We start from the raw sequence: 19754 nt of genomic DNA, 5'->3' as shown, positions 1-19754 counted from the left end.
CATGTAGCTTGTAAATATTGAAAATAAACATATAAAAAGTATAATTTAAAAAACCACATGAAGAAAGGTATAGTAATTCTTTTCGCAGCTACACTTGGATTGGCTGCTTGTAACAACTACAAAAAAGGTCCGGGAGGCCTGTCTTACATCATCCATAAAGATGGTGGTAATGCAAAAATTAAAGAAGGCGATATTGTTAAATTAAACTTTATCCAAAAAAGTGAGAAAGATTCTGTGATGTTCAATACATGGGATATGGATCAGCCTCAGGTTTTTCCAGTAGCGAAAAAAGTATATGACGGTGATATGAATGATGTATTAACGTTGTTCGGAGAAGGTGACAGTGCAACATTTAAATTGGATTTGGATACAATGGCGGCACGCTCTGGTCAGCCAAAACCTCCGGGCACAAAAGATAAATACATCGTGTTTACTGTTAAAGTAGAAAAAGTATTGGCTAAAGGTGCTAATGAAGCAGATTCTACCTTCCAGAAAAAAGCGAGAGATTTCTTTGAAAAAGATTACAAAGCTAACATCGAGAAAAAGAAAGGCGCTGAAGCTGGTAAAATCAAAAATTATATTGCAGAGAATAACCTGAAAACTACTACTACTGCTTCAGGCTTGCAATATGTGATCAGCAAACCAGGTGATGCAGTTAAACCAGCTTTAGGTGATACTATGATGGTTAACTATACTGGTAAATTAACTACTAAAAAATCTGACGGTAAAGACAATATTTTCGATACTAGTGATGAGAAAATAGCAAAAGAAGCTGGTAAACATAATGCAATGGCTCAATATGGTCCTCGTCCAATTACTTTAGGAAGAGCAATTCCAGGATTTGACGAAGGTTTACAGTTGATCGGTAAAGGTGGGAAAATCACTTTAATCATCCCTTCAAACCTTGCTTACGGCGAAGGTGGTATGCCTCAGGGTGGTATCAGTCCTTTCTCTCCACTTGTATTTGAAGTTGAGTTAACAGACATTAAAAAACCTGCTGCTCCTGCTGCAGAGGCTGGCGCTACAATTGCCCCGGTTACTCCAGCTCCGACAGCTAAAAAGTAATTAACATATTATCCATAAGTTGGATAAACAAATAAAAAACCCGGTGTGCTTTTGCATACCGGGTTTTTTATTTGTTAAGCTCCGATGGTTTTTATTAACTTCGCCAATGCTTTTAACCGATACCCATACACATCTGTATTACGAAACGGATGCGGATAAACTAGATGAGCTCATGCAGCGCTGTTTTGATCATCAAATTGAGCGCTTATTTTTGCCTAACGTAGATGTTGCATCTATCGCAAAAATTGACGGTATGGTAAAAAAATATCCTAAGAACTGTTTTGCAATGGCTGGTTTACATCCCTGTGATGTAAAAGAAGATTATGAAGAGGTGTTGGATGAAATCTGTCAGAGTATGGTCGACAGGGATATTTATGCCATAGGAGAGATTGGTATAGATTTACACTGGGATAAAAGTACACTTGCTATTCAGCAGGCCGCATTTCGTGAACAGATTAAATGGGCAAAGGATTTAGATCTGCCTATTGTAATTCATTGCAGAGAAGCTTTTGATGAGATTTTTGAGATTCTGGAAGCAGAAAAGGACGAACAGCTCAGAGGAATTTTGCATTGCTTTACCGGAAACCTTGAGCAGGCTAATAAAGCTATCGGGTTAGGCTTTTACTTAGGAATAGGTGGAGTGGTGACTTATAAAAAAGCAGGATTGGATGAAGTTTTAAAACATGTGCCTTTGGCAAATCTTGTTTTGGAAACAGATTCCCCTTATCTGGCACCGGTGCCGCATAGAGGAAAGCCAAATGAAAGTAGCTACCTCGTACATATTGCGCAAAAACTGGCCGAAATATATAATACCAGCGTAGAAGAGATTGCCTCTGTGACCACAGCAAATTCCATCAGCATTTTTAAAATCTAACATGACCAAAATACTCATCATATATACGGGCGGAACTATAGGTATGGTAAATGATACCGATACCGGTGCACTGATTCCCTTTAACTTTAAGCAAATTCAACAAAATGTGCCAGAATTGGCCAGATTGAATTATGAACTTGAGGTGCACTCTTTTGATCCAATTATGGATTCTTCAAATATGCATCCCGATATCTGGGCAGAATTGGCAAAGCTCATTTATACCAGATATGATGAGTTTGATGGGTTCGTAATTCTTCATGGCTCCGATACCATGGCGTTTACAGCTTCTGCACTTAGTTTTATGCTGCAAAACTTGAGCAAGCCAGTGATCCTTACAGGCTCACAGCTTCCAATTGGACAGATCAGAACTGATGCTAAGGAGAATCTGATTACTGCACTGGAAATAGCTGCAATGAAAGATAACGGGAAAGCTAAAGTTCCCGAAGTTTGTATATATTTTGATTCACAGTTGTTTCGTGGTAATCGTTCCATTAAATACAATTCAGAAAAATTTGAAGCCTTCCGTTCTCCAAACTATCCGGTGTTGGCAGAAGCGGGTGTACATTTGACTTTTTTCAATAACTATATATTGCCTCAGCCTGAAAAGGAACTACAGGTATTGCTGGATTTTAACTCTAATATTGGTGTATTGAAGATGTATCCAGGAATTTCGCAGCAAGCGGTGATGGCGATTACGCATTCATCGGTAGACGCGATTGTTCTGGAAACATTCGGATCTGGAAATACCACTACTGCTCCCTGGTTTATCAAATGTTTGCAGGAAGCTGTAAATAGTGGTAAAATTATCGTTGACATTTCTCAGTGCCAGCGTGGATCGGTTGAGTTAGGTAAATATGAAACCAGTAAGCAGTTGGAGGAAATGGGTGTGGTAAGTGGTTATGATATGACATTTGAAGCCACGATTACTAAACTCATGTATTTGATGGCACAAGGACATGACTATACTGAGGTGGTTAAATTGATGGAGCAGTCGCTTCGCGGAGAATTAACCGCATAAAGTAAAAGTTCTGCGTTTGTTTTTTAGGCAGGATTAATAATTTTAAATTTGAGGATCAATAAAAAAGTAATGAAGATAGAGCAGATTTATACAGGATGTTTGGCAGAAGCCGCTTATTATATAGAGAGTAACGGCGAGGCCGCGATTATTGATCCTTTGCGCGAGGTAGAACCTTATCTTAAAAAGGCAAAAAAAGATGGTGCTGTAATTAAGTATATTTTTGAAACGCATTTTCACGCTGACTTTGTTTCCGGTCATATCGATCTGGGAGAGAAATCGGGTGCGGAGATTGTTTATGGGCCAACAGCTACAACTTCATTTAAATCACATATCGCGGAAGATGGCGAGCAGTTTAAGGTTGGAGAGCTGACCATTACGGTGTTGCATACTCCGGGCCATACGCCTGAGTCTACTACCTATTTGCTTGCTGATAAGGATGGAAAACCTTATTGTCTGTTCACAGGGGATACCTTGTTTATTGGAGATGTTGGCAGACCCGATTTAGCACAACAAGGCGATCTGACTATGGAAGACATGGCTGCAACTTTATACGATTCTTTACATCATAAAATATTAACACTTCCAGATGATGTGCTGGTTTATCCGGCGCATGGTGCGGGATCTGCTTGTGGTAAAAACATGAGTAAAGAAACCTTCGATACCCTTGGTCACCAAAAGGAAGTGAATTACGCACTCAAAGCAGCATCAAAAGAACAATTTATAAAAGAGGTTACAGATGGTATTCTGCCTCCTCCTCAATATTTTGCAAAAAATGCCGCAATGAACAAGCATGGTTATGAAAGTGTGGATGATGTTTTTGAGAAAGGACTTAAGCCTTTGGCTCCCGCGGAATTTGAAGCAATGGCAAATTTAACCGGTGCTTTAATATTAGATACAAGAGATCCGCAGGTGTTTGCTAAGGGATTTGTTCCTTCTTCGGTAAATATAGGCCTGAACGGACAATTTGCACCATGGGTAGGCGCTTTGATTACTGATCTGAAGCAACCTTTGTTATTGGTTGTGGAAGAAGGTAAAGAAGAGGAGGCGATTACTCGTTTGGCAAGGGTTGGTTACGATAATACAATCGGCTATCTGGCTGGTGGTATTGCTGAGTGGCAACTGGCAGGAAAGGATACAGATACCATTAAATCTATAAGCGCTGACGAGTTTGAGCAGATTGTAAAAACGGATAGCGCTATCAATGTACTTGATGTGAGGAAGCCAGGTGAATATGAATCCGAGCATCTTGAAATGACGATGACGCGTCCGCTTGATTATATCAACGAATGGACGACTGAAATTGACCATAAAGATACGTACTATATTCATTGCGCAGGAGGCTACAGATCTATGGTTGCAGCTTCTATTCTTAAAGCCAGAGGTGTTGATCAGGTAATTGATATTGCCGGGGGCTATGGCGCTATCAAGAATACAGGGTTAAAACGTACTGATTTTGCTTGTCCTTCTAAAGCGATGAAAGCCTAACAAGATGCCGGGAATAAACCAGATAAAACTACCTATCGCTGCCGACATAGCTGCATTTGAAGAAAAGTTTAAAGCGTCTATGCATAGCGACGCTCCATTGCTTGACAGAATAACCCATTATATTGTAAAACGTAAGGGGAAGCAGATCAGGCCAATGTTTGTGTTTTTTGCGGCTAAGCTATGTGGTGGAATCATTGAGTCTACCCACAGAGGGGCTGCATTGGTAGAGCTATTACATACGGCGACATTGGTACACGACGATGTTGTTGATAACGCTTATGAGCGCAGGGGGTTCTTTTCCATTAATGCATTATGGAAAAACAAGATTGCTGTCCTGGTAGGTGACTATTTGTTGGCTAAAGGTTTGTTGCTTTCTGTAAATAACTCCGAGTTCCGTTTACTGCAGATCGTTTCTGAAGCTGTAAAGCAGATGAGTGAGGGTGAACTGTTGCAGATTGAGAAGGTAAGGAGGATGGACATCAGTGAGGAGCTTTATTTTGATGTCATTAGGCAAAAAACGGCTTCGTTGATTGCCTCTTGTTGTGCTTGTGGTGCAGCTTCCGCAGGTGCTGATGAGGAGACAATAGAAAAAATGAGACTGTTTGGAGAAAAGGTAGGTATTGCTTTTCAGATCAAAGACGATACGTTTGATTTCGGTACTGACGATGTGGGTAAGCCGCTGGGAATTGACATTAAAGAGAAGAAAGTTACCTTGCCCTTGATTTATGCACTGAACAGATCCGAAAAGGCAGAAAAGAAAAGAATCATCAACCTGGTGAAGAACCATCAGGAAGAGCCCGCGAAAATACAGGAGATCATCGATTTTGTAAATGCAAAAGAAGGTGTGCGTTATGCAAACGAAAAAATGGTCCAGTATCAGCAGGAAGCATTCGATATTCTACATTCTTTTGAACCCTGCGATGCCAGGGCCGGGCTTGAGCAGCTGGTTAGGTATACTACAGAACGTAAAAAATAAGTCTCCAGTTAAATAATGGAGACTTTAATACCGTGACTTTCTAATCCCTTTTTAATTTGATCGGAAATTCCATCGTCAGTTATGATGTGGTCAACCTCTTCAATTCCACAGATTCTCCCGAAACCGCGTCTGCCGAACTTTGTAGAATCGGCCAATACGATGATCTTCTGTGAAGATTCAATCATTTGTCTATTTAGGTGAGCTTCTGAAGCGTTGGTTGTGGTTAAACCAAATTCGAGGTCTATGCCGTCTACACCAAGGAATAATTTGCTGCAGAAAACATTGCCAAGTACATTGTCCGAATATGGACCGGCAACCGATGCCGAACTTTTTCTTAATGTACCTCCCAGCTGGATAATCTCTATGTCGTTGCGGTTAAGCAGTTCAAGAGCTACATTTAAGGCTGAGGTGATGACTGTTAAGCTTCCTTTAGGTTTAATGCTACGGGCCATGGCCAATACAGTTGTTCCTGAAGCAATGATGATGGAGTCGTTGTCTTCAATCAAATCAGCCGCTAAGGCACCTATCCTCATTTTTTCTGCAGATTGCAAATGTTCCTTTTCATTTACATGCTTATCTACGGTGTAAGGATTGTTGAGTGTTGCACCTCCGTGTGTTCTGAATAAAAGATTTTTGTCTTCCAGGAGTTTCAAGTCCTTCCGAATTGTTACGGACGAAACATTCAGTTTTTTGCAAAGAGACTGCACGTCTATTGCGCCATCTGTTTGGATTTTATTTAGAATATACTGATGTCTTTCAGCTATGTTGATCATTTATCTATAAATAAAGCGTTAGTAATATAAACATAATTTTTAATTCCAAAATTAAGTCATGAACAAACTTAAGGCTAAAAAATAAAAATGACAATTTGTTTTTTATAATATATATCTTTTTTTAGTTTCGTTTTATTACATTTGATATTGTAAACGAAAGTTTATGAAATATTGATATTTAAAATTGAAAACAAACGAAATGGTGTTTAGTCGCGAATCCTTCATAAAACAGGTAGAAGAGCAAGAAAATTGGGATGTAATTATTATTGGCGGTGGGGCAACGGGCTTGGGTACTGCTGTTGATGCTGCGAGTAGAGGTTATCGTACTTTGTTGTTGGAGCAGTCTGATTTTGCGAAAGGTACGTCGAGTAGGAGCACTAAGTTGGTGCATGGCGGGGTTCGTTACCTCGCGCAGGGGGATATTGCATTGGTGTATGAAGCGTTGCACGAACGCGGGTTATTATTAAAGAATGCGCCTCATCTGGTTAAAGACCAGGAATTCATTATACCTGTTTATTCATGGTTATCTAAATATAAATATCTGATTGGTTTAAAGCTTTATGATTTGCTGGCTGGAAAGAGTGGTTTTAAGAAATCCTCTTTTTTGTCTGCTGAAAAAGTTTTGAAGGTGATTCCGGGTTTAAAACCTGATGGTTTGATTGGTGGCGTGAGTTATAGTGACGGGCAATTTGATGATGCCCGGCTGGCTTTGAACCTTGCGCAAACTGCTGCTGAATACGGTGGTGTATTGTTAAATTATACAAAGGTTGTAGGTTTAATCAAGGAGAACGGCGAAGTGAGTGGAGTGAGTTTTGTTGATTCGGAATCAAACAAAAGTTTCAACTTGAATGCAAAAGTAGTGATTAATGCTACTGGTGTTTTTGTGGATGAGATTTTAAAAATGGATGTGCCGACAGGTAGGGCGATTGTTCGTCCGAGTCAGGGTGCTCATGTTGTACTCGATCCGTCGTTTTTGAATGGTGATAGTGCATTGATGATTCCGAAAACCTCAGATGGTAGGGTTTTGTTTGCTGTGCCTTGGCATGGAAAAGTATTAGTGGGGACTACTGATACGCCTTTAAATGAACATAGTTTAGAACCGAGGCCTTTAGAGGAGGAGATTGAATTTATATTGACTACTGCGGGTAAGTATCTGACAAAACAGCCTTCAAGAAAAGATGTGTTGGCTGCATTTGCGGGTTTGCGTCCATTGGCTGCTCCAGGTAAGGATACGGATAGTACTAAAGAGATTTCGAGAAGCCACAAGTTGATCATTAGTGCGTCTGGACTGATTACTATAACTGGTGGCAAGTGGACGACTTATCGCAGAATGGCGATGGATGTAGTAGATAAAGCGATTGCTTTGGGTAAGTTGACAGCTAAGAAATGTATTACCCAGGACGTTAAAATCCATGGTTATGTTGCCGAGATGCAAAAAGGTGCGCTTGGTTTGTATGGCGCTGATGCAGATGGGATTCGTGGATTGATTAAAGCTAAACCGGAATTGGGTGAGGTTTTGCACGTGGGCTTTAAATATGTGAAAGCTGAAGTGGTGTGGATGGTGAGGAATGAAATGTCCCGTACCGTTGAGGATGTGCTTTCCCGTAGAATGCGTTTGTTGTTTCTTGATGCGAAAGGAGCGTTGATGCTGGCGCCGGCTGTTGCTAAGGTAATGGCTGAGGAGTTGGGTAAAGATGAACAGTGGATAAATGTGCAGGTTGCTGAGTTTACCAAGCTTGTCGGACGGTATTTATTGTACTCGCCGGTAGGATAAGATTTGGGTTGGCGGTATTAATAATGGCCGTCTAACTTAATGAAGACTTAACATTAGCTTAAAATTGCAACCATGATCTTTGCAGCAAATTCGGAAATCGAAATAAAACGAAATGCTGCAAAACAAAAAGAACTAGCCGAATAATTAAAATTGAATGAAGAAGTTTTACCATATATCCTTAGATTTGCATTTTTCTGCTCTGGTGGCTAAATGGACGGCTTTCGTTTTGTTTGTCGTTTTCTTTTGTTTTGCTTATGCAGAGTCTAATGAGGAGAGGGAGGAGCGTGTTGTTGGTCAGTTGGTTGCCTCAGTTGTTAAAAATAAAGTATTGTTTGATGGACATATTGGAGTTGAACGCTATGTAGAAAATTCTAGCGTAGGCTTTGATATTGTTCAACTAGCTAAGGGATAATAATTAGGAGTAATTATTCTCTTGGGATAGCTATGGTTTGGCTAAAAGATAAAAAGAAGAACAAAAACCAATTTATTAAATAGCATTATGATTAAAAATTTTACAAGCTACGTGCAATTTAAAAGGCCATTTGGATATCTTGCTTATGCATTGATGGTGGTTTTTTTACAGTTGCCACAATTACTTAAAGCCAACGAAGCGTCGGTTTCAGGTAAATTGTTTTTTCAGGAAACGGTTACCGTAAAAGGTACTGTAAAAGATGCAACGGATGGTTTACCATTGCCTGGTGTAACAATTACCGATCAAGAGAAAAAGGTTTTGGGCGTAACAGATGGAAACGGTGTTTTCAACCTGAAAGTGGCGAAAGGAACCGAGGTTTCTTTTAATATGTTGGGTTATGCTACGGTAAAAAATCTGATCAGCGCGAATCAGGATAATTTAAGTATCAGCCTGAGCAGTTCAAGTAAAGAGCTGAATGAAGTTGTTGTTACAGCGCTGGGTATTAAAAGGGAAGAAAAAGCCCTGGGATATTCAGTTGGTAAAGTAACCAATGAAGACTTGACCAATGCAATGTCAAATAACTGGACTAATGCTTTAACTGGTAAGGTTGCAGGATTAAATCTTGTAAAATCAGGAGGAGGTCCGGCAGGAACAAACAAGATTGTCCTGCGTGGTGAAAATTCATTAGGAGGAAGCAGTGAGGCATTAATCGTAATAGATGGAGTGATTACAAGTGCAAGTAGTGGGCGTTCTACAGGTACGGGAAGTGGTGCATACCTCTCTGCTGAATCACCTGCAGATTTTGGTAACGGCTTGGCCGACATCAATCCGGATGATATCGAAAGTGTTTCTGTTTTGAAAGGCCCTGCAGCTACAGCTTTGTATGGCTATAGAGGAGGAAATGGCGCGGTAATCATCACTACAAAATCTGGAATGAAACGTAAAGGTGTTGGGATCACATTAAACTCCAATACCTCTTTTGAAACCATCAATAGATGGCCGGATTATCAATATGAATATGGACAGGGTGATGCTGGACAAGATTTATATTATTCTTATCTCGCAACAGCGGATGGTGCAAGTACAAGAAGTACAAGTTCTGCCTGGGGACCAAAGTTTGATGGGCAGTCTTATTTTCAATACGACCCTGTTACCAGAACAACAAGTGCAACAAGATTGCCATGGGTAGCTTATCCAAACAATAGAAAAGACTTTTTTAATACTGCAAACACCTTTATAAACAGTCTTTCGCTTGATGGAGGAAATGATAAAAATACTGCGCGTTTGTCGGTTACCAATCTTAAAAACAAGTGGATCGTTCCAAATACTGGCTATAACAGAAACACAGTTTCCTTGTCTTTAAACAGCAAATTTAATGACAAATTGCAAATTGCCAGTAAAGTAAATTATAACAATAAATTCTCAGACAACCTTCCTTCTACAGGGTATAATAACCAAACAATAATGTATTTCCTTAGAGGGATGACACCAAACATGAATATTGATTGGTTTAAAGATTATTGGGTGCCGGGCGAAGAAGGACTTACGCAGACACGTCCTTTTAGTAGCTTGCTGGATAATCCATATCTTATTGCTAATGAGATGTTAAACAAGTCTAACCGTAATCAGGTTACTGGAAATGTAAGTGCAACTTATAATTTCCTAAAAAACCTGAGCCTAATGGTTAGAACGGCTGTTGATTTGTCTTACGAATCCAGGTCACAACAACGTCCGTTCAGTACCAACCGCTATGCTACTGGTATGTACCGTACTCAAAATATTTTTAGTCAGGAGGTCAACTCAGACTTTTTATTAAAGTACGACAATAAGATCGGTAGTAAGTTAGAATACAGTATTACCGGAGGGGGAAGTCGCATGATGAACCGCTATAAGAAAGATGAATTGAGAGCAGATCAGCTTTTATATCCTAACATCTTCACCTTTGCCAATTCGAAGAATCAAGTAGTTGCTTTACCTTATACGGCAGAGTATGCAGTGAACAGTTTGTATGCATTAGGTACTTTGAGCTACGATAATTTCCTTTATATGGACGTTACTGCAAGAAACGACTGGGGAAGTACATTGGCAACACCAACTTCAACAGATAACGTCTCATTTTTCTATCCATCAGTGTCATTGAGCGCAATTCTATCTGAGAAAATTAAACTGCCGGAATTTATTTCATTCTTAAAACTTAGGGCCTCAATTGCTGATGTTGGAAGTGGAGGTATAACTCCTTATTATACTGATTATGTGTACGACGGAAGCTTGTTTCCTGGTAGCTTACGTAATCCGACTATGATCTCTAACTCAAATTTGAAACCATTAAAAACACTGAGTAAAGAATTTGGAGTAGACGTTAAATTCTTAAATAACAGATTGAATTTAGATGTAACCGTTTACCAAAGTAATACATATAACCAGATCATTAGTAGCCCTATCGATCGAGCTACAGGTTATTCTTCCATCATCTTAAATGCCGGCGAAATTCAAAACAAAGGAGTTGAAGTTCAGTTGAGTGGTAAGCCCATAGTTAACAAGGAAGGATTCAATATGGAGGTTTACGGTACTTTTTCATTAAACAGGAATAAAGTAATTGAATTGCAGGACAGCATTAGTACCTATGTGATGTCATCTGGCCCAAGAGGAACAGTAGAGGCTAGAGTAGGTGGTAGTTTGGGTGATCTGTATGGATTAGGTTATGAAAGATCACCTGATGGACAGATAGTTTATAACGGAGGTTACCCGGTTCTTGGCCTAAACTCACAGAAAATCGGTAATACTACTTCGCCATATAAGGCAAGTATGGGCGTTAACTTTAGCTACAAAAGATTTAGGTTTAATGCTTTGTTCGATGGACAGTTTGGAGGTGTAGCTTACTCCTTAACCCATTCTGTTTTGGCTGAAGAAGGTAAATTGAAAAAGACAATTCCAGGTAGGTATAATGGAATTCTTGGAAATGGCGTGGTTAAAAATGCTGATGGTAGTTATAGCCCTAATACGGTAGTATCGCCAATTGCAGCAGCTTACTACAAAGCGCATTTTAATAGAGACAATGTAGAGTCTAATACTTTTAGCACCAACTTTATAAAATTCAGAGAGGCAAGATTCGACTATAGCTTAAGCCCTAAAATGATTAGCAAGCTTGGGTTAGAAAAAGCAAGCATTGGTGTTTATGGAAGAGATTTATTTGTCTTTACCAAGTGGCCAGTATTTGACCCTGAATTCGGAACGATCGGTGGTAACGGTGAAATTACGCAGGGTTTTGAAACGGGACAGTTCCCGTCAACCAGAACTTTTGGTCTTAACATAACCGTAGGTTTCTAACATAAAATATGCAATCATGAAAAAAACATTAAAAACATATATTTTACTTGGACTTACCGGATTGACGGTGTTAAGTGCTTGTACAAAAGATTTTAAAGAAATTAATACCGATAAAAACGGCAGTAAGGCTGCCCGTCCGGAGGCATTACTTACGCCTGCAATTTGGGATGTGGTATCAAGAAACAATACCCGAGCATTACGTTTAACCAACGAATTGATGCAAGTACATGTAACCACAACCGATGGCGATGAAATTCACAGATACGTGATCAGACCAAGTGAGTCGGACTATATGTGGAACAACTGGTATTTGCAGATTACAAACTTTAAGGATATGTACTCCAGCGGTATGGCCTTGAAAAATAAAACCTATATGGCTTTTGGGTTAATCTGCGATGTGTTTACTTCTTCATTGATCACAGATACATTTGGTGATGTACCTTACTCAGAGGCAAATAAAGGTAAGGAAGGAATCCTTCAGCCTAAATTTGATACACAACAGAGTATTTATACTGATCTGTTTAGAAAGCTTGAAGAGGCAAATAACTTGTTGGCTGCGCCAACCGCAATGACTGCAGATCAATTGTCTATTGAACCACTTTACGGTAAGGCGATTTTTTCAACAATGCCAGATGTAGCGCAGGCCTCAACTGCAACTACTACAGCATGGCGTAAATTTAGCAACTCTTTATATTTAAGATTGTTATTACGTGCATCTGCCAGGACAGAGTCAAATGCAATTGCCAAGATCAATGAGATTGTAAATAATCCAACTAAATACCCGATCATTTCATCAAATGCTGAGTCAGCGGTGATCAGGTATACAACCATACAGCCTTTTGTTTCTCCTTTTAATACGTATCGTCCATTTGACTTTAACGGAGACAATGGCTTAACTATTTTCTTCCTGAATAATTTAAATGTTTGGGGAGATCCACGCAGGGCTAAGTGGTCTACTTTATATGAAGGTGCATACGCAGGTATTCCTAGTGGTTACCCAAGGGGAGAAGCATCTCAACCAGAATCGAGGTACAATGCAGCTTTAATGAACGAGCCATTACTGGGTAATATCATTAACTATGCAGAAGTACAGTTTATACTGGCAGAATGTGCGGTGAAGAATTATATCAGCAGCAGTGCCAAGACTTATTATGAAAATGGGGTGAATAATGCGATTACTTTCTGGGGCCTAAATGTACCAACTAATTACATGGCTAATCCAGCTTTAGTATGGAACGACGGTGATACAGAATTCAATAAGATGGAGAAAATTCATGCGCAGAAATATTACACTTTATTTTTTACAGATTTCCAGCAATGGTTCGAATACCGCAGAACGGGACACCCCGTTCTACCTAAAGGTAGCGGTTTACAGAATGATGGTAACATGCCGGTAAGATTGAGGTATCCGGTCTATGTACAATCATTAAACGGAGCCAATTACCAAGCAGCTTTATCAGTATTTGGTGCGGATGATCTGAATACAAAAATGTGGTGGAACAAATAACGTAATCAATATGAAAAAGATATATTTATTTTTAATCGCAACTATCTTAACCGGCACGTTTTTAAGTAGCTGTAAGAAAGATCCTAATAATGCATTGGGAACTGTAAATCCTTTTGCTGCAATGTATGTTGTAAAAAAGGCTTATAAAGGGACTGATGTAAAACTTGGCCCGGATAATTTAGAAGGAGCTAACAGTACAGGTGGTGTTGTAATCTCCGATTCGCAAAAAGGCAACATCCCAAAAGGAACTGTGGTTGTACAAAATACAGCAAGAGGTTTTACAAGGGGACTAATCATAGAATTGGGCAATGTAGATGTGCCATTTGTGCCCGGCGATTCTGTAACCATAAACCTTAGTGGAAGTACATTGGCAAATGTAAATGGGTCTCTAAGATTGAAAGGCATATCACTAAATGCTATTAATAAAGTAGCTTCAGGTAAAGCGCAAAAAATGTTAACTGTGCCATCAAATCTGATCATTGCTAAACCAATGGATTACGAAGGAACATTAGTAACAGTAACGAACGCAACGTTTAATCCAGCTCCCGCCGCAGGAGAAATCTATGCAGGAAATAAAACCATTAATGATGGTTTTGGAGATTTAACCTTGCATACGGAAGCAACAGCAGATTATGCTAATGAAGTGATGCCGGAAGGTGTAACCGTAGTTGGTCTTGTTTTTGCTGGCGGCGAAGGTTCAAATCATCAGATTTGGCCAAGGACTAAGGATGACATCGTTCCTTTACGAAGTCTGGAAGCAAGTCCTATTTTAATTACCGGGTTTTTGACAAATCCAGATGGGGATGATTTTAATCAAGAGTACATTCAGCTGATGGCAACAGAAGCTATAGATTTTGCCATTAATCCATTCTCTGTGGTTACCACCAACAATGCAGGTAGTAATATTCCTACCGGTGCACCGGTAAACGGTTGGGCTACGGGTAATCAGCGGACTTATAAGTTTGACCTTACTTCTGGTACAGTTGCAAAAGGTGAGTTCTTCTATGTAGGCGCTACTTCTAAGCTTATAAATGGTGCCGGCTCAACAGATATCAGCAATGCAAAATGGATGAGAAATATTGCATATAATACTGTAGAAGGTGATGGTTTGGGTAGTATTTCTACCAATCTGCTCGCAAATAGTGGAAATCCAGGCGGAATTGCGGTATTCAGAACAACAACTGTAACCGCTACTTCTGTTCCGATAGATGTACTTTTTTGGGGAACTGCATCTAATGGAGCAGTTTATTCTGCAGGTCCTCCACCAATAGGTTATAGGATTACAAATACTGATTATTACGATATGCTTAATCCAATAAGTCAGGCAGAACAACCTATGTTTACGCAAGGCTCAAATACTGGTCGTCTTGGTTTTCCTGCAGCAGCAAGTTTTGCGAAACTTGGTGGAATTTATAACGTAACTACAGGTAGGTGGTCTGTAGGTAGAACATTAACAAATGTTACGCTTAATAAAACCACACCATTAACGGCCATTGAAACAGGAACAGGATTTACTACGATTGAACAATAAAAATAATGATTAAAAGTAAAATCAGACATTTTAATAGCGTAGGATTGATCTTGCTGTTACTTTTTACAGCATGTAAAAAAAGTACAAACAATGGAACAGAAGCCCAGACAGGGGCTTCTGTTTCTGTTGATATACCAGGTGTTTATTTCACAGACCTTACCAAAGTAGGTATCGCACAGGCCTCACCTGTAATTATGAACAAGCTGATCGAAATGATCAATGCTACCCCTAAATCAGCGGATATTTATCTTTCCATTTTTGGTTTTGATCATGCAGGAGTTATTGATGCCTTAAAGGCTGCGTCCGATAGAGGAGTTATACTCCATATTATGATAGACAGCAGCATCGACGATACGAAGACTCAAAATGTATTAACGATAAGCCGTATCAGGTCTTTTCTAAAAAGCGGTTCAGAGCTCTCTGTGGTTACCAATGATGTAAATACATCCTCTATCAATCACAATAAATTTGTTCTTTTCTCAGAATTGAACACCAATAAGGGAAAAGCAACAAATGTAGTTTTCCAAACCTCACATAATTTTACAGTAGACGATTCTAAAAAAATACAAGATGCGGTAACATTAAGTAATGATGGACTGTACGCTGCTTATTTAACTTTTTGGAAAGACATCAATGCTAAAGCAATGGCTGGCATGAAAAACTTCGACTATAGGGAATACAACGGAACATCAGATGGAATCATAGGCTTTTTCTTCCCTAAAAGAAAAGGGGGAGTATCTTATGGTAACGACACCATGATCGAGATTCTGGATAACATTACCGATTTGCCAAATGCAACCATACAGGTGGGGATGTCGGACTGGGTAGTATCTCGAATTAACGTTGCCAATAAGCTAAGCGAACTTTTGTCTAAAGGGGCCAAAGTTGAAGTGGTGGTGAAAAATAAGATAGATGCGGAGGTTCAGACTGTATTAAGGGATATGAAAACCCGAGGCGCCACAATTAAAATATATAATATCTCACAAACCAATATTCATTCTAAGTTTATGCTAATTAATGGGAAATATAAAGGTGAGCAGTGCAAAATTGTAGCAACGGGGAGCCATAATTATACCACCAATGCGCTACGTAATAATAACGAGGTTTTATTGCTCCTTAAAAATTACGACAGTATTTTCAATACTTACCAGGCCTATTACTCGGCAATGAAAAAACTTCCGGGAATAAACTAAGTTAGAACCACCTGAAATGAACAGAAGATCCTTTATACAATCCATTGGCCTCATTACAGGGGGCGCATTCATTAGCTTACAGACCAATGCCTTCTCTACACTAGAGAGAAACAGAACCATTATTGGAACTGTTACAGACGGAAGAAAGGGAATAGCAAACGTAGTCATCTCTGATGGCTATAGTGTTGTGGTTACCGATGCAAAAGGAAGATATACGATAACTACAGACGATAAGGCGACCAACATTTTTATGAGTACGCCTGCAGGTTATGAGTTTAAAACAGATTATAGCGTAACCAAACAATACGAAACATTAGGAAGCCGTAACGAATACGATTTTAAACTTAAGGCATTAAAAAAGAACGATAACAAACACAACTTTATCATCTGGGCCGATCCACAGGTTAAGACAAAAAAAGATGTAAAGCAAATGATGGATACCTCGGTACCTGATGTGCAACAGCTGGTAAAGTCAATGGGGTACGATGCCCTATGTCACGGGATTTGCGTTGGAGATATCGTTTGGGATAATCATGCGTTATTCCCTGATTATAATCAGGCGGTGGCCGAAATGGGAATCCCGTTTTTCCAGGCACTAGGTAATCACGATATGGATTACAGAATGGGAGGTGACGAAACATCAGACAAAACTTTTAAAGAAGTGTATGGGCCAACCTATTATTCTTTTAACCGTGGAAAGGCACACTATATCGTGTTGGATGATGTGCGTTACCTTGGAACCGAGCGTAACTACGATGGATATATAAGCGAAAACCAATTGGATTGGCTGGCAAAAGACCTTCAGTATGTCAGTAAAGATCAGTTAGTAATCATTAGTTTGCATATTCCTGTACATAGTGGTGTTAAAAATAATACAGCGCTATACGCCTTACTTGAAGGATATAAGAATGTCCACATCATGTCGGGCCATACACATTACAACCTCAATAAAATTACCAATGGCATATACGAACATAACCACGGAACAGTGTGTGGTGCCTGGTGGACAGGCCCAATCTGCGAAGATGGTACGCCGAGGGGCTATGGTGTGTATGAAGTGAATGGAACTGATCTGAAATGGTATTATAAATCAACAGGAGAAGATAGGATCAAGCAGCTTACTGTATATGTAGAAGAGTTAACCAACCAAAAAAGGGTGTTAGCCAACGTATGGAACTGGGACCCGGAATGGAAGGTCGAATACTTCTTAGATGATAAGCCGATGGGCGCGCTCGAGCAACAAAAAGGATTTGATCCGCTAGCCGTTCAGTTGTACAAAGGTGATAAAATGCCGGCGACCCGTTCATTCGCTGAACCAAGAAAAATGGACCACTTGTTTATGGCGCATTTTAATCCTGACGTAAAAAACGTTAAAGTCGTGGCGACAGACCGCTTTGGCGAAAAATATACAGTTACTGTTTAAAAACAGCAATAAATATGCTTATGATAGCCTCAATACCATTAAAAAAAACAAAACTAGATTCAATGAAATACGTAGTTAGTGTAGCCGCTTTGGCCTTGTTAAGTTTGTCTGGATGTAAAACCATGCAAAAATCCAATTCAACGACAAAAGTAGAATTCCCGGCATTTAGTACTGAAGCACATAGAGGGGGAAGAGGCCTGATGCCCGAAAATACCATTATCGCAATGCGGAATGCCATAGATTTTGGTATCACCACTTTGGAGATGGATACGCATATTACTAAAGATGGAAAAGTTGTGGTTACACATGATGATTATCTGAGCCCTTCATTTATGTTGACCCCCGAAGGCAAAGAAATCCCTAAATCTGATGCTAAGAAATATCCGGTATACCAGATGGACTATAGTTTATTGAAGCAATTTGATCTGGGTTCAAAGTTTCATGCCGATTTTCCGGAGCAAAAAAAGATAAAAACACATATTCCTTTACTGGCCGATCTGATTGATGATGTACAGCAATATAGTAAAGGAAAGAAACAAATGTTCTATAATATCGAAACCAAATGCAGTGCAAAAGGCGATGGTGTTGTAAACCCTGGTCCGGAAGAATTTGTAAAACTACTGATGGATGTAATTGAAAAGAAAGGAATTACCCCTTATGTAGTCATCCAATCTTTCGATAAAAGAACGCTGCAGGTGTTACATAAAAAGTACCCACATGTTAGAACTTCTTTCCTGGTAAACAACAAAAAGACAGTGGAAGAAAACCTCGAAGATCTTGGATTTAATCCTTTTATTTTAAGTCCGGCTTACAAAATGGTAGACGCTGATCTGGTAAAAAAATGCCACGACAGGAACGTCAAAGTCGTTCCCTGGACAGTAAATACCAAGGAAGAAATTATTGCATTGAAACAACTAAACGTAGATGGGATCATTTCTGATTATACCAATTTGCTGGTCGACTAAATTTTAGTCCGCAAATAGCCTTAGCGCGCTCATCAACAAATCAACAACAATTAAACAGCAATACTAACCAACTCACATGAGTAAATTATTTTCACCTGCTCCCCATAAGGAGCTTTTGCCGCTAAGCAGGATCGATCCGGAATATAAGAAACAACGTATTAAAGTTTTTTTAGGCATCTTTCTAGGTTACGCAGGCTACTATCTTGTACGTAAAAACTTCTCACTGGCAATGCCAGATCTTATCGATCAGGGCTATAGTAAAGCACAACTTGGATTTGCTTTGTCTGGTGTATCTATCGCTTACGGTTTAAGTAAGTTTTTAATGGGAAATGTTTCTGATCGAAGCAATGCCCGTAATTTTCTTACCGTAGGATTAGTGCTTTCTGCATTCACCATGATTTTTATGGGGATGTTTCCTTTTGCAACTTCATCTATAGCCGTCATGTTTGTATTATTGTTCTTAAACGGATGGTTCCAGGGGATGGGCTGGCCTCCCTGTGGGAGAGTGGTTGTACATTGGTATTCCATAAAAGAACGCGGTACCATGATGTCTATCTGGAATGTGGCGCACAATGTTGGTGGCGGACTAGTAGGCCCTATCGCTATTCTGGCTATAGAAATCTTTGCCGATTGGCACAGTAAGTTTTATTTCCCGGGAATGATAGCACTGGTTTTTGCCGTTATCGCTTATATTTTAGTTAGAGATACACCCCAATCTTGTGGTCTCCCACCTATTGAAGAGTATAAAAATGATTACCCAAAAAACTACTCTGTTGAACATGAGAAAGAATTGTCTGCTAAAGAGATCTTCTTTAAATATGTATTCAATAACCGCGTACTATGGTATATTGCTTTTGCAAATGCCTTTGTGTATCTGGTTAGATATGGCATTTTAGACTGGTCGCCAACCTTTCTCGAAGAGGCAAAAGGCTTTTCGTTAAAGGAGTCTGGTTGGGCGTACTTTTTATATGAGTATGCAGGTATTCCAGGAACCTTACTCTGCGGTTATATCAGTGATAAAGTATTTAAAGGCCGTAGGGCTCCCGCTACCATTATTTACATGGTACTGGTAACAGTTGCAGTAATTGTATACTGGAAAAATCCACCGGGGAACATTTGGATTGATAACGTAGCATTGGTTGCAATTGGCTTCTTGATTTATGGTCCCGTAATGTTAATAGGGGTGCAGGCACTTGATTTGGTCCCTAAAAAAGCAGCGGGTACGGCAGCTGGCTTAACTGGTCTTTTTGGCTATATGGGCGGCGCATTGTTCGCAAATATTGCTATAGGTCTGGTAGTCGACAAATGGGGATGGGACGGAGGTTTTGAGGTAGTCGTTGCAGCCTGTTTATTATCTATCTTCTTTACCGCATTGACCTGGAACAGAGAAAAACGTAATTTGGCAGCACAATAAAATTATTTTAAACAACT

At 39.6% G+C, this 19754-nt stretch carries 15 protein-coding genes; 14 read left to right on the top strand and 1 reads right to left on the bottom strand.

The window, feature by feature from the left end; all coding sequences use genetic code 11:
- Nucleotides 1–57: 57 nt before the first annotated feature.
- The 5 genes from R2Q84_RS09670 to R2Q84_RS09650 all read left to right on the top strand — a co-directional run bounded on the left by R2Q84_RS09670 (nt 58) and on the right by R2Q84_RS09650 (nt 5418).
- Nucleotides 58–1065: an FKBP-type peptidyl-prolyl cis-trans isomerase gene (locus tag R2Q84_RS09670; RefSeq protein WP_316816326.1), complete on the top strand. Its 1008-nt coding sequence runs from the start codon at nt 58–60 to the stop codon at nt 1063–1065.
- Nucleotides 1066–1171: 106 nt separating this feature from the next.
- Nucleotides 1172–1939, top strand: coding sequence for a TatD family hydrolase (locus tag R2Q84_RS09665; protein ID WP_316816325.1), 768 nt, complete (start codon nt 1172–1174; stop codon nt 1937–1939).
- A 1-nt stretch (nt 1940) separates the two neighbouring features.
- Entirely contained in the window at nt 1941–2957 is a 1017-nt protein-coding gene (locus tag R2Q84_RS09660; protein WP_316816324.1) for a type I asparaginase, read from the top strand.
- A gap of 69 nt (nt 2958–3026) precedes the next feature.
- Nucleotides 3027–4442 carry an MBL fold metallo-hydrolase gene (locus R2Q84_RS09655; RefSeq protein WP_316816323.1) on the top strand — a complete coding sequence of 472 codons (1416 nt, stop codon included), beginning with the start codon at nt 3027–3029 and terminating at the stop codon, nt 4440–4442.
- 4 nt (nt 4443–4446) lie between these two features.
- Complete coding sequence (locus tag R2Q84_RS09650; protein WP_316816322.1) at nt 4447–5418, top strand: polyprenyl synthetase family protein; 972 nt, start codon at nt 4447–4449, stop codon at nt 5416–5418.
- A gap of 8 nt (nt 5419–5426) precedes the next feature.
- On the opposite strand, the gene R2Q84_RS09645 is transcribed toward R2Q84_RS09650, so the two are convergent.
- Nucleotides 5427–6191 carry a DeoR/GlpR family DNA-binding transcription regulator gene (locus R2Q84_RS09645; RefSeq protein ID WP_316816321.1) on the bottom strand — a complete coding sequence of 255 codons (765 nt, stop codon included), beginning with the start codon at nt 6189–6191 and terminating at the stop codon, nt 5427–5429.
- Between the two features lie 199 nt (nt 6192–6390).
- Here R2Q84_RS09645 and R2Q84_RS09640 point away from each other — a divergent pair, with 199 nt between their 5' ends.
- The 9 genes from R2Q84_RS09640 to glpT all read left to right on the top strand — a co-directional run bounded on the left by R2Q84_RS09640 (nt 6391) and on the right by glpT (nt 19737).
- Nucleotides 6391–7965 carry a glycerol-3-phosphate dehydrogenase/oxidase gene (locus R2Q84_RS09640; protein WP_316816587.1) on the top strand — a complete coding sequence of 525 codons (1575 nt, stop codon included), beginning with the start codon at nt 6391–6393 and terminating at the stop codon, nt 7963–7965.
- 154 nt (nt 7966–8119) lie between these two features.
- Nucleotides 8120–8377 carry a hypothetical protein gene (locus R2Q84_RS09635; RefSeq protein WP_316816320.1) on the top strand — a complete coding sequence of 86 codons (258 nt, stop codon included), beginning with the start codon at nt 8120–8122 and terminating at the stop codon, nt 8375–8377.
- An 87-nt stretch (nt 8378–8464) separates the two neighbouring features.
- Nucleotides 8465–11704, top strand: coding sequence for a SusC/RagA family TonB-linked outer membrane protein (locus tag R2Q84_RS09630; protein WP_316816319.1), 3240 nt, complete (start codon nt 8465–8467; stop codon nt 11702–11704).
- A 16-nt stretch (nt 11705–11720) separates the two neighbouring features.
- On the top strand, nt 11721–13211 hold the full coding sequence (locus R2Q84_RS09625) for a SusD/RagB family nutrient-binding outer membrane lipoprotein (RefSeq protein ID WP_316816318.1): 1491 nt from the start codon (nt 11721–11723) through the stop codon (nt 13209–13211).
- Nucleotides 13212–13221: 10 nt separating this feature from the next.
- The gene (locus tag R2Q84_RS09620; protein ID WP_316816317.1) at nt 13222–14742 is read left to right on the top strand and encodes a DUF5689 domain-containing protein; all 1521 of its coding nucleotides are present in this window, start codon (nt 13222–13224) and stop codon (nt 14740–14742) included.
- 5 nt (nt 14743–14747) lie between these two features.
- Nucleotides 14748–15935, top strand: coding sequence for a phospholipase D-like domain-containing protein (locus tag R2Q84_RS09615; RefSeq protein WP_316816316.1), 1188 nt, complete (start codon nt 14748–14750; stop codon nt 15933–15935).
- A 16-nt stretch (nt 15936–15951) separates the two neighbouring features.
- Nucleotides 15952–17358, top strand: a complete 1407-nt coding sequence (locus tag R2Q84_RS09610) for a calcineurin-like phosphoesterase family protein (protein WP_316816315.1) — start codon at nt 15952–15954, stop codon at nt 17356–17358.
- Nucleotides 17359–17420: 62 nt separating this feature from the next.
- Nucleotides 17421–18323: a glycerophosphodiester phosphodiesterase family protein gene (locus R2Q84_RS09605; RefSeq protein ID WP_316816314.1), complete on the top strand. Its 903-nt coding sequence runs from the start codon at nt 17421–17423 to the stop codon at nt 18321–18323.
- Nucleotides 18324–18399: 76 nt separating this feature from the next.
- Complete coding sequence (glpT, locus tag R2Q84_RS09600) at nt 18400–19737, top strand: glycerol-3-phosphate transporter (protein ID WP_316816313.1); 1338 nt, start codon at nt 18400–18402, stop codon at nt 19735–19737.
- Nucleotides 19738–19754 lie beyond the last annotated feature (17 nt).

Origin of the sequence: Pedobacter nyackensis, assembly GCF_032678475.1 — a bacterium.
In the GTDB taxonomy this organism is placed as follows: domain Bacteria; phylum Bacteroidota; class Bacteroidia; order Sphingobacteriales; family Sphingobacteriaceae; genus Pedobacter; species Pedobacter nyackensis_A.
Note: the sequence above shows the minus strand (reverse complement) of the source record. Positions and strands in the feature narration are given on the sequence as shown.

Excerpts from the sequence above, each read along its gene's own strand:
- glpT (WP_316816313.1), top strand. The coding sequence starts at position 18,400 with ATGAGTAAATTATTTTCACCTGCTCCCCATAAGGAGCTTTTGCCGCTA.
- R2Q84_RS09645 (WP_316816321.1), bottom strand. The coding sequence starts at position 6,191 with ATGATCAACATAGCTGAAAGACATCAGTATATTCTAAATAAAATCCAA.
- R2Q84_RS09650 (WP_316816322.1), top strand. The coding sequence starts at position 4,447 with ATGCCGGGAATAAACCAGATAAAACTACCTATCGCTGCCGACATAGCT.
- R2Q84_RS09635 (WP_316816320.1), top strand. The coding sequence starts at position 8,120 with ATGAAGAAGTTTTACCATATATCCTTAGATTTGCATTTTTCTGCTCTG.
- R2Q84_RS09670 (WP_316816326.1), top strand. The coding sequence starts at position 58 with ATGAAGAAAGGTATAGTAATTCTTTTCGCAGCTACACTTGGATTGGCT.
- R2Q84_RS09610 (WP_316816315.1), top strand. The coding sequence starts at position 15,952 with ATGAACAGAAGATCCTTTATACAATCCATTGGCCTCATTACAGGGGGC.
- R2Q84_RS09630 (WP_316816319.1), top strand. The coding sequence starts at position 8,465 with ATGATTAAAAATTTTACAAGCTACGTGCAATTTAAAAGGCCATTTGGA.
- R2Q84_RS09605 (WP_316816314.1), top strand. The coding sequence starts at position 17,421 with ATGAAATACGTAGTTAGTGTAGCCGCTTTGGCCTTGTTAAGTTTGTCT.
- R2Q84_RS09665 (WP_316816325.1), top strand. The coding sequence starts at position 1,172 with ATGCTTTTAACCGATACCCATACACATCTGTATTACGAAACGGATGCG.
- R2Q84_RS09620 (WP_316816317.1), top strand. The coding sequence starts at position 13,222 with ATGAAAAAGATATATTTATTTTTAATCGCAACTATCTTAACCGGCACG.
- R2Q84_RS09640 (WP_316816587.1), top strand. The coding sequence starts at position 6,391 with ATGGTGTTTAGTCGCGAATCCTTCATAAAACAGGTAGAAGAGCAAGAA.
- R2Q84_RS09615 (WP_316816316.1), top strand. The coding sequence starts at position 14,748 with ATGATTAAAAGTAAAATCAGACATTTTAATAGCGTAGGATTGATCTTG.
- R2Q84_RS09655 (WP_316816323.1), top strand. The coding sequence starts at position 3,027 with ATGAAGATAGAGCAGATTTATACAGGATGTTTGGCAGAAGCCGCTTAT.
- R2Q84_RS09660 (WP_316816324.1), top strand. The coding sequence starts at position 1,941 with ATGACCAAAATACTCATCATATATACGGGCGGAACTATAGGTATGGTA.
- R2Q84_RS09625 (WP_316816318.1), top strand. The coding sequence starts at position 11,721 with ATGAAAAAAACATTAAAAACATATATTTTACTTGGACTTACCGGATTG.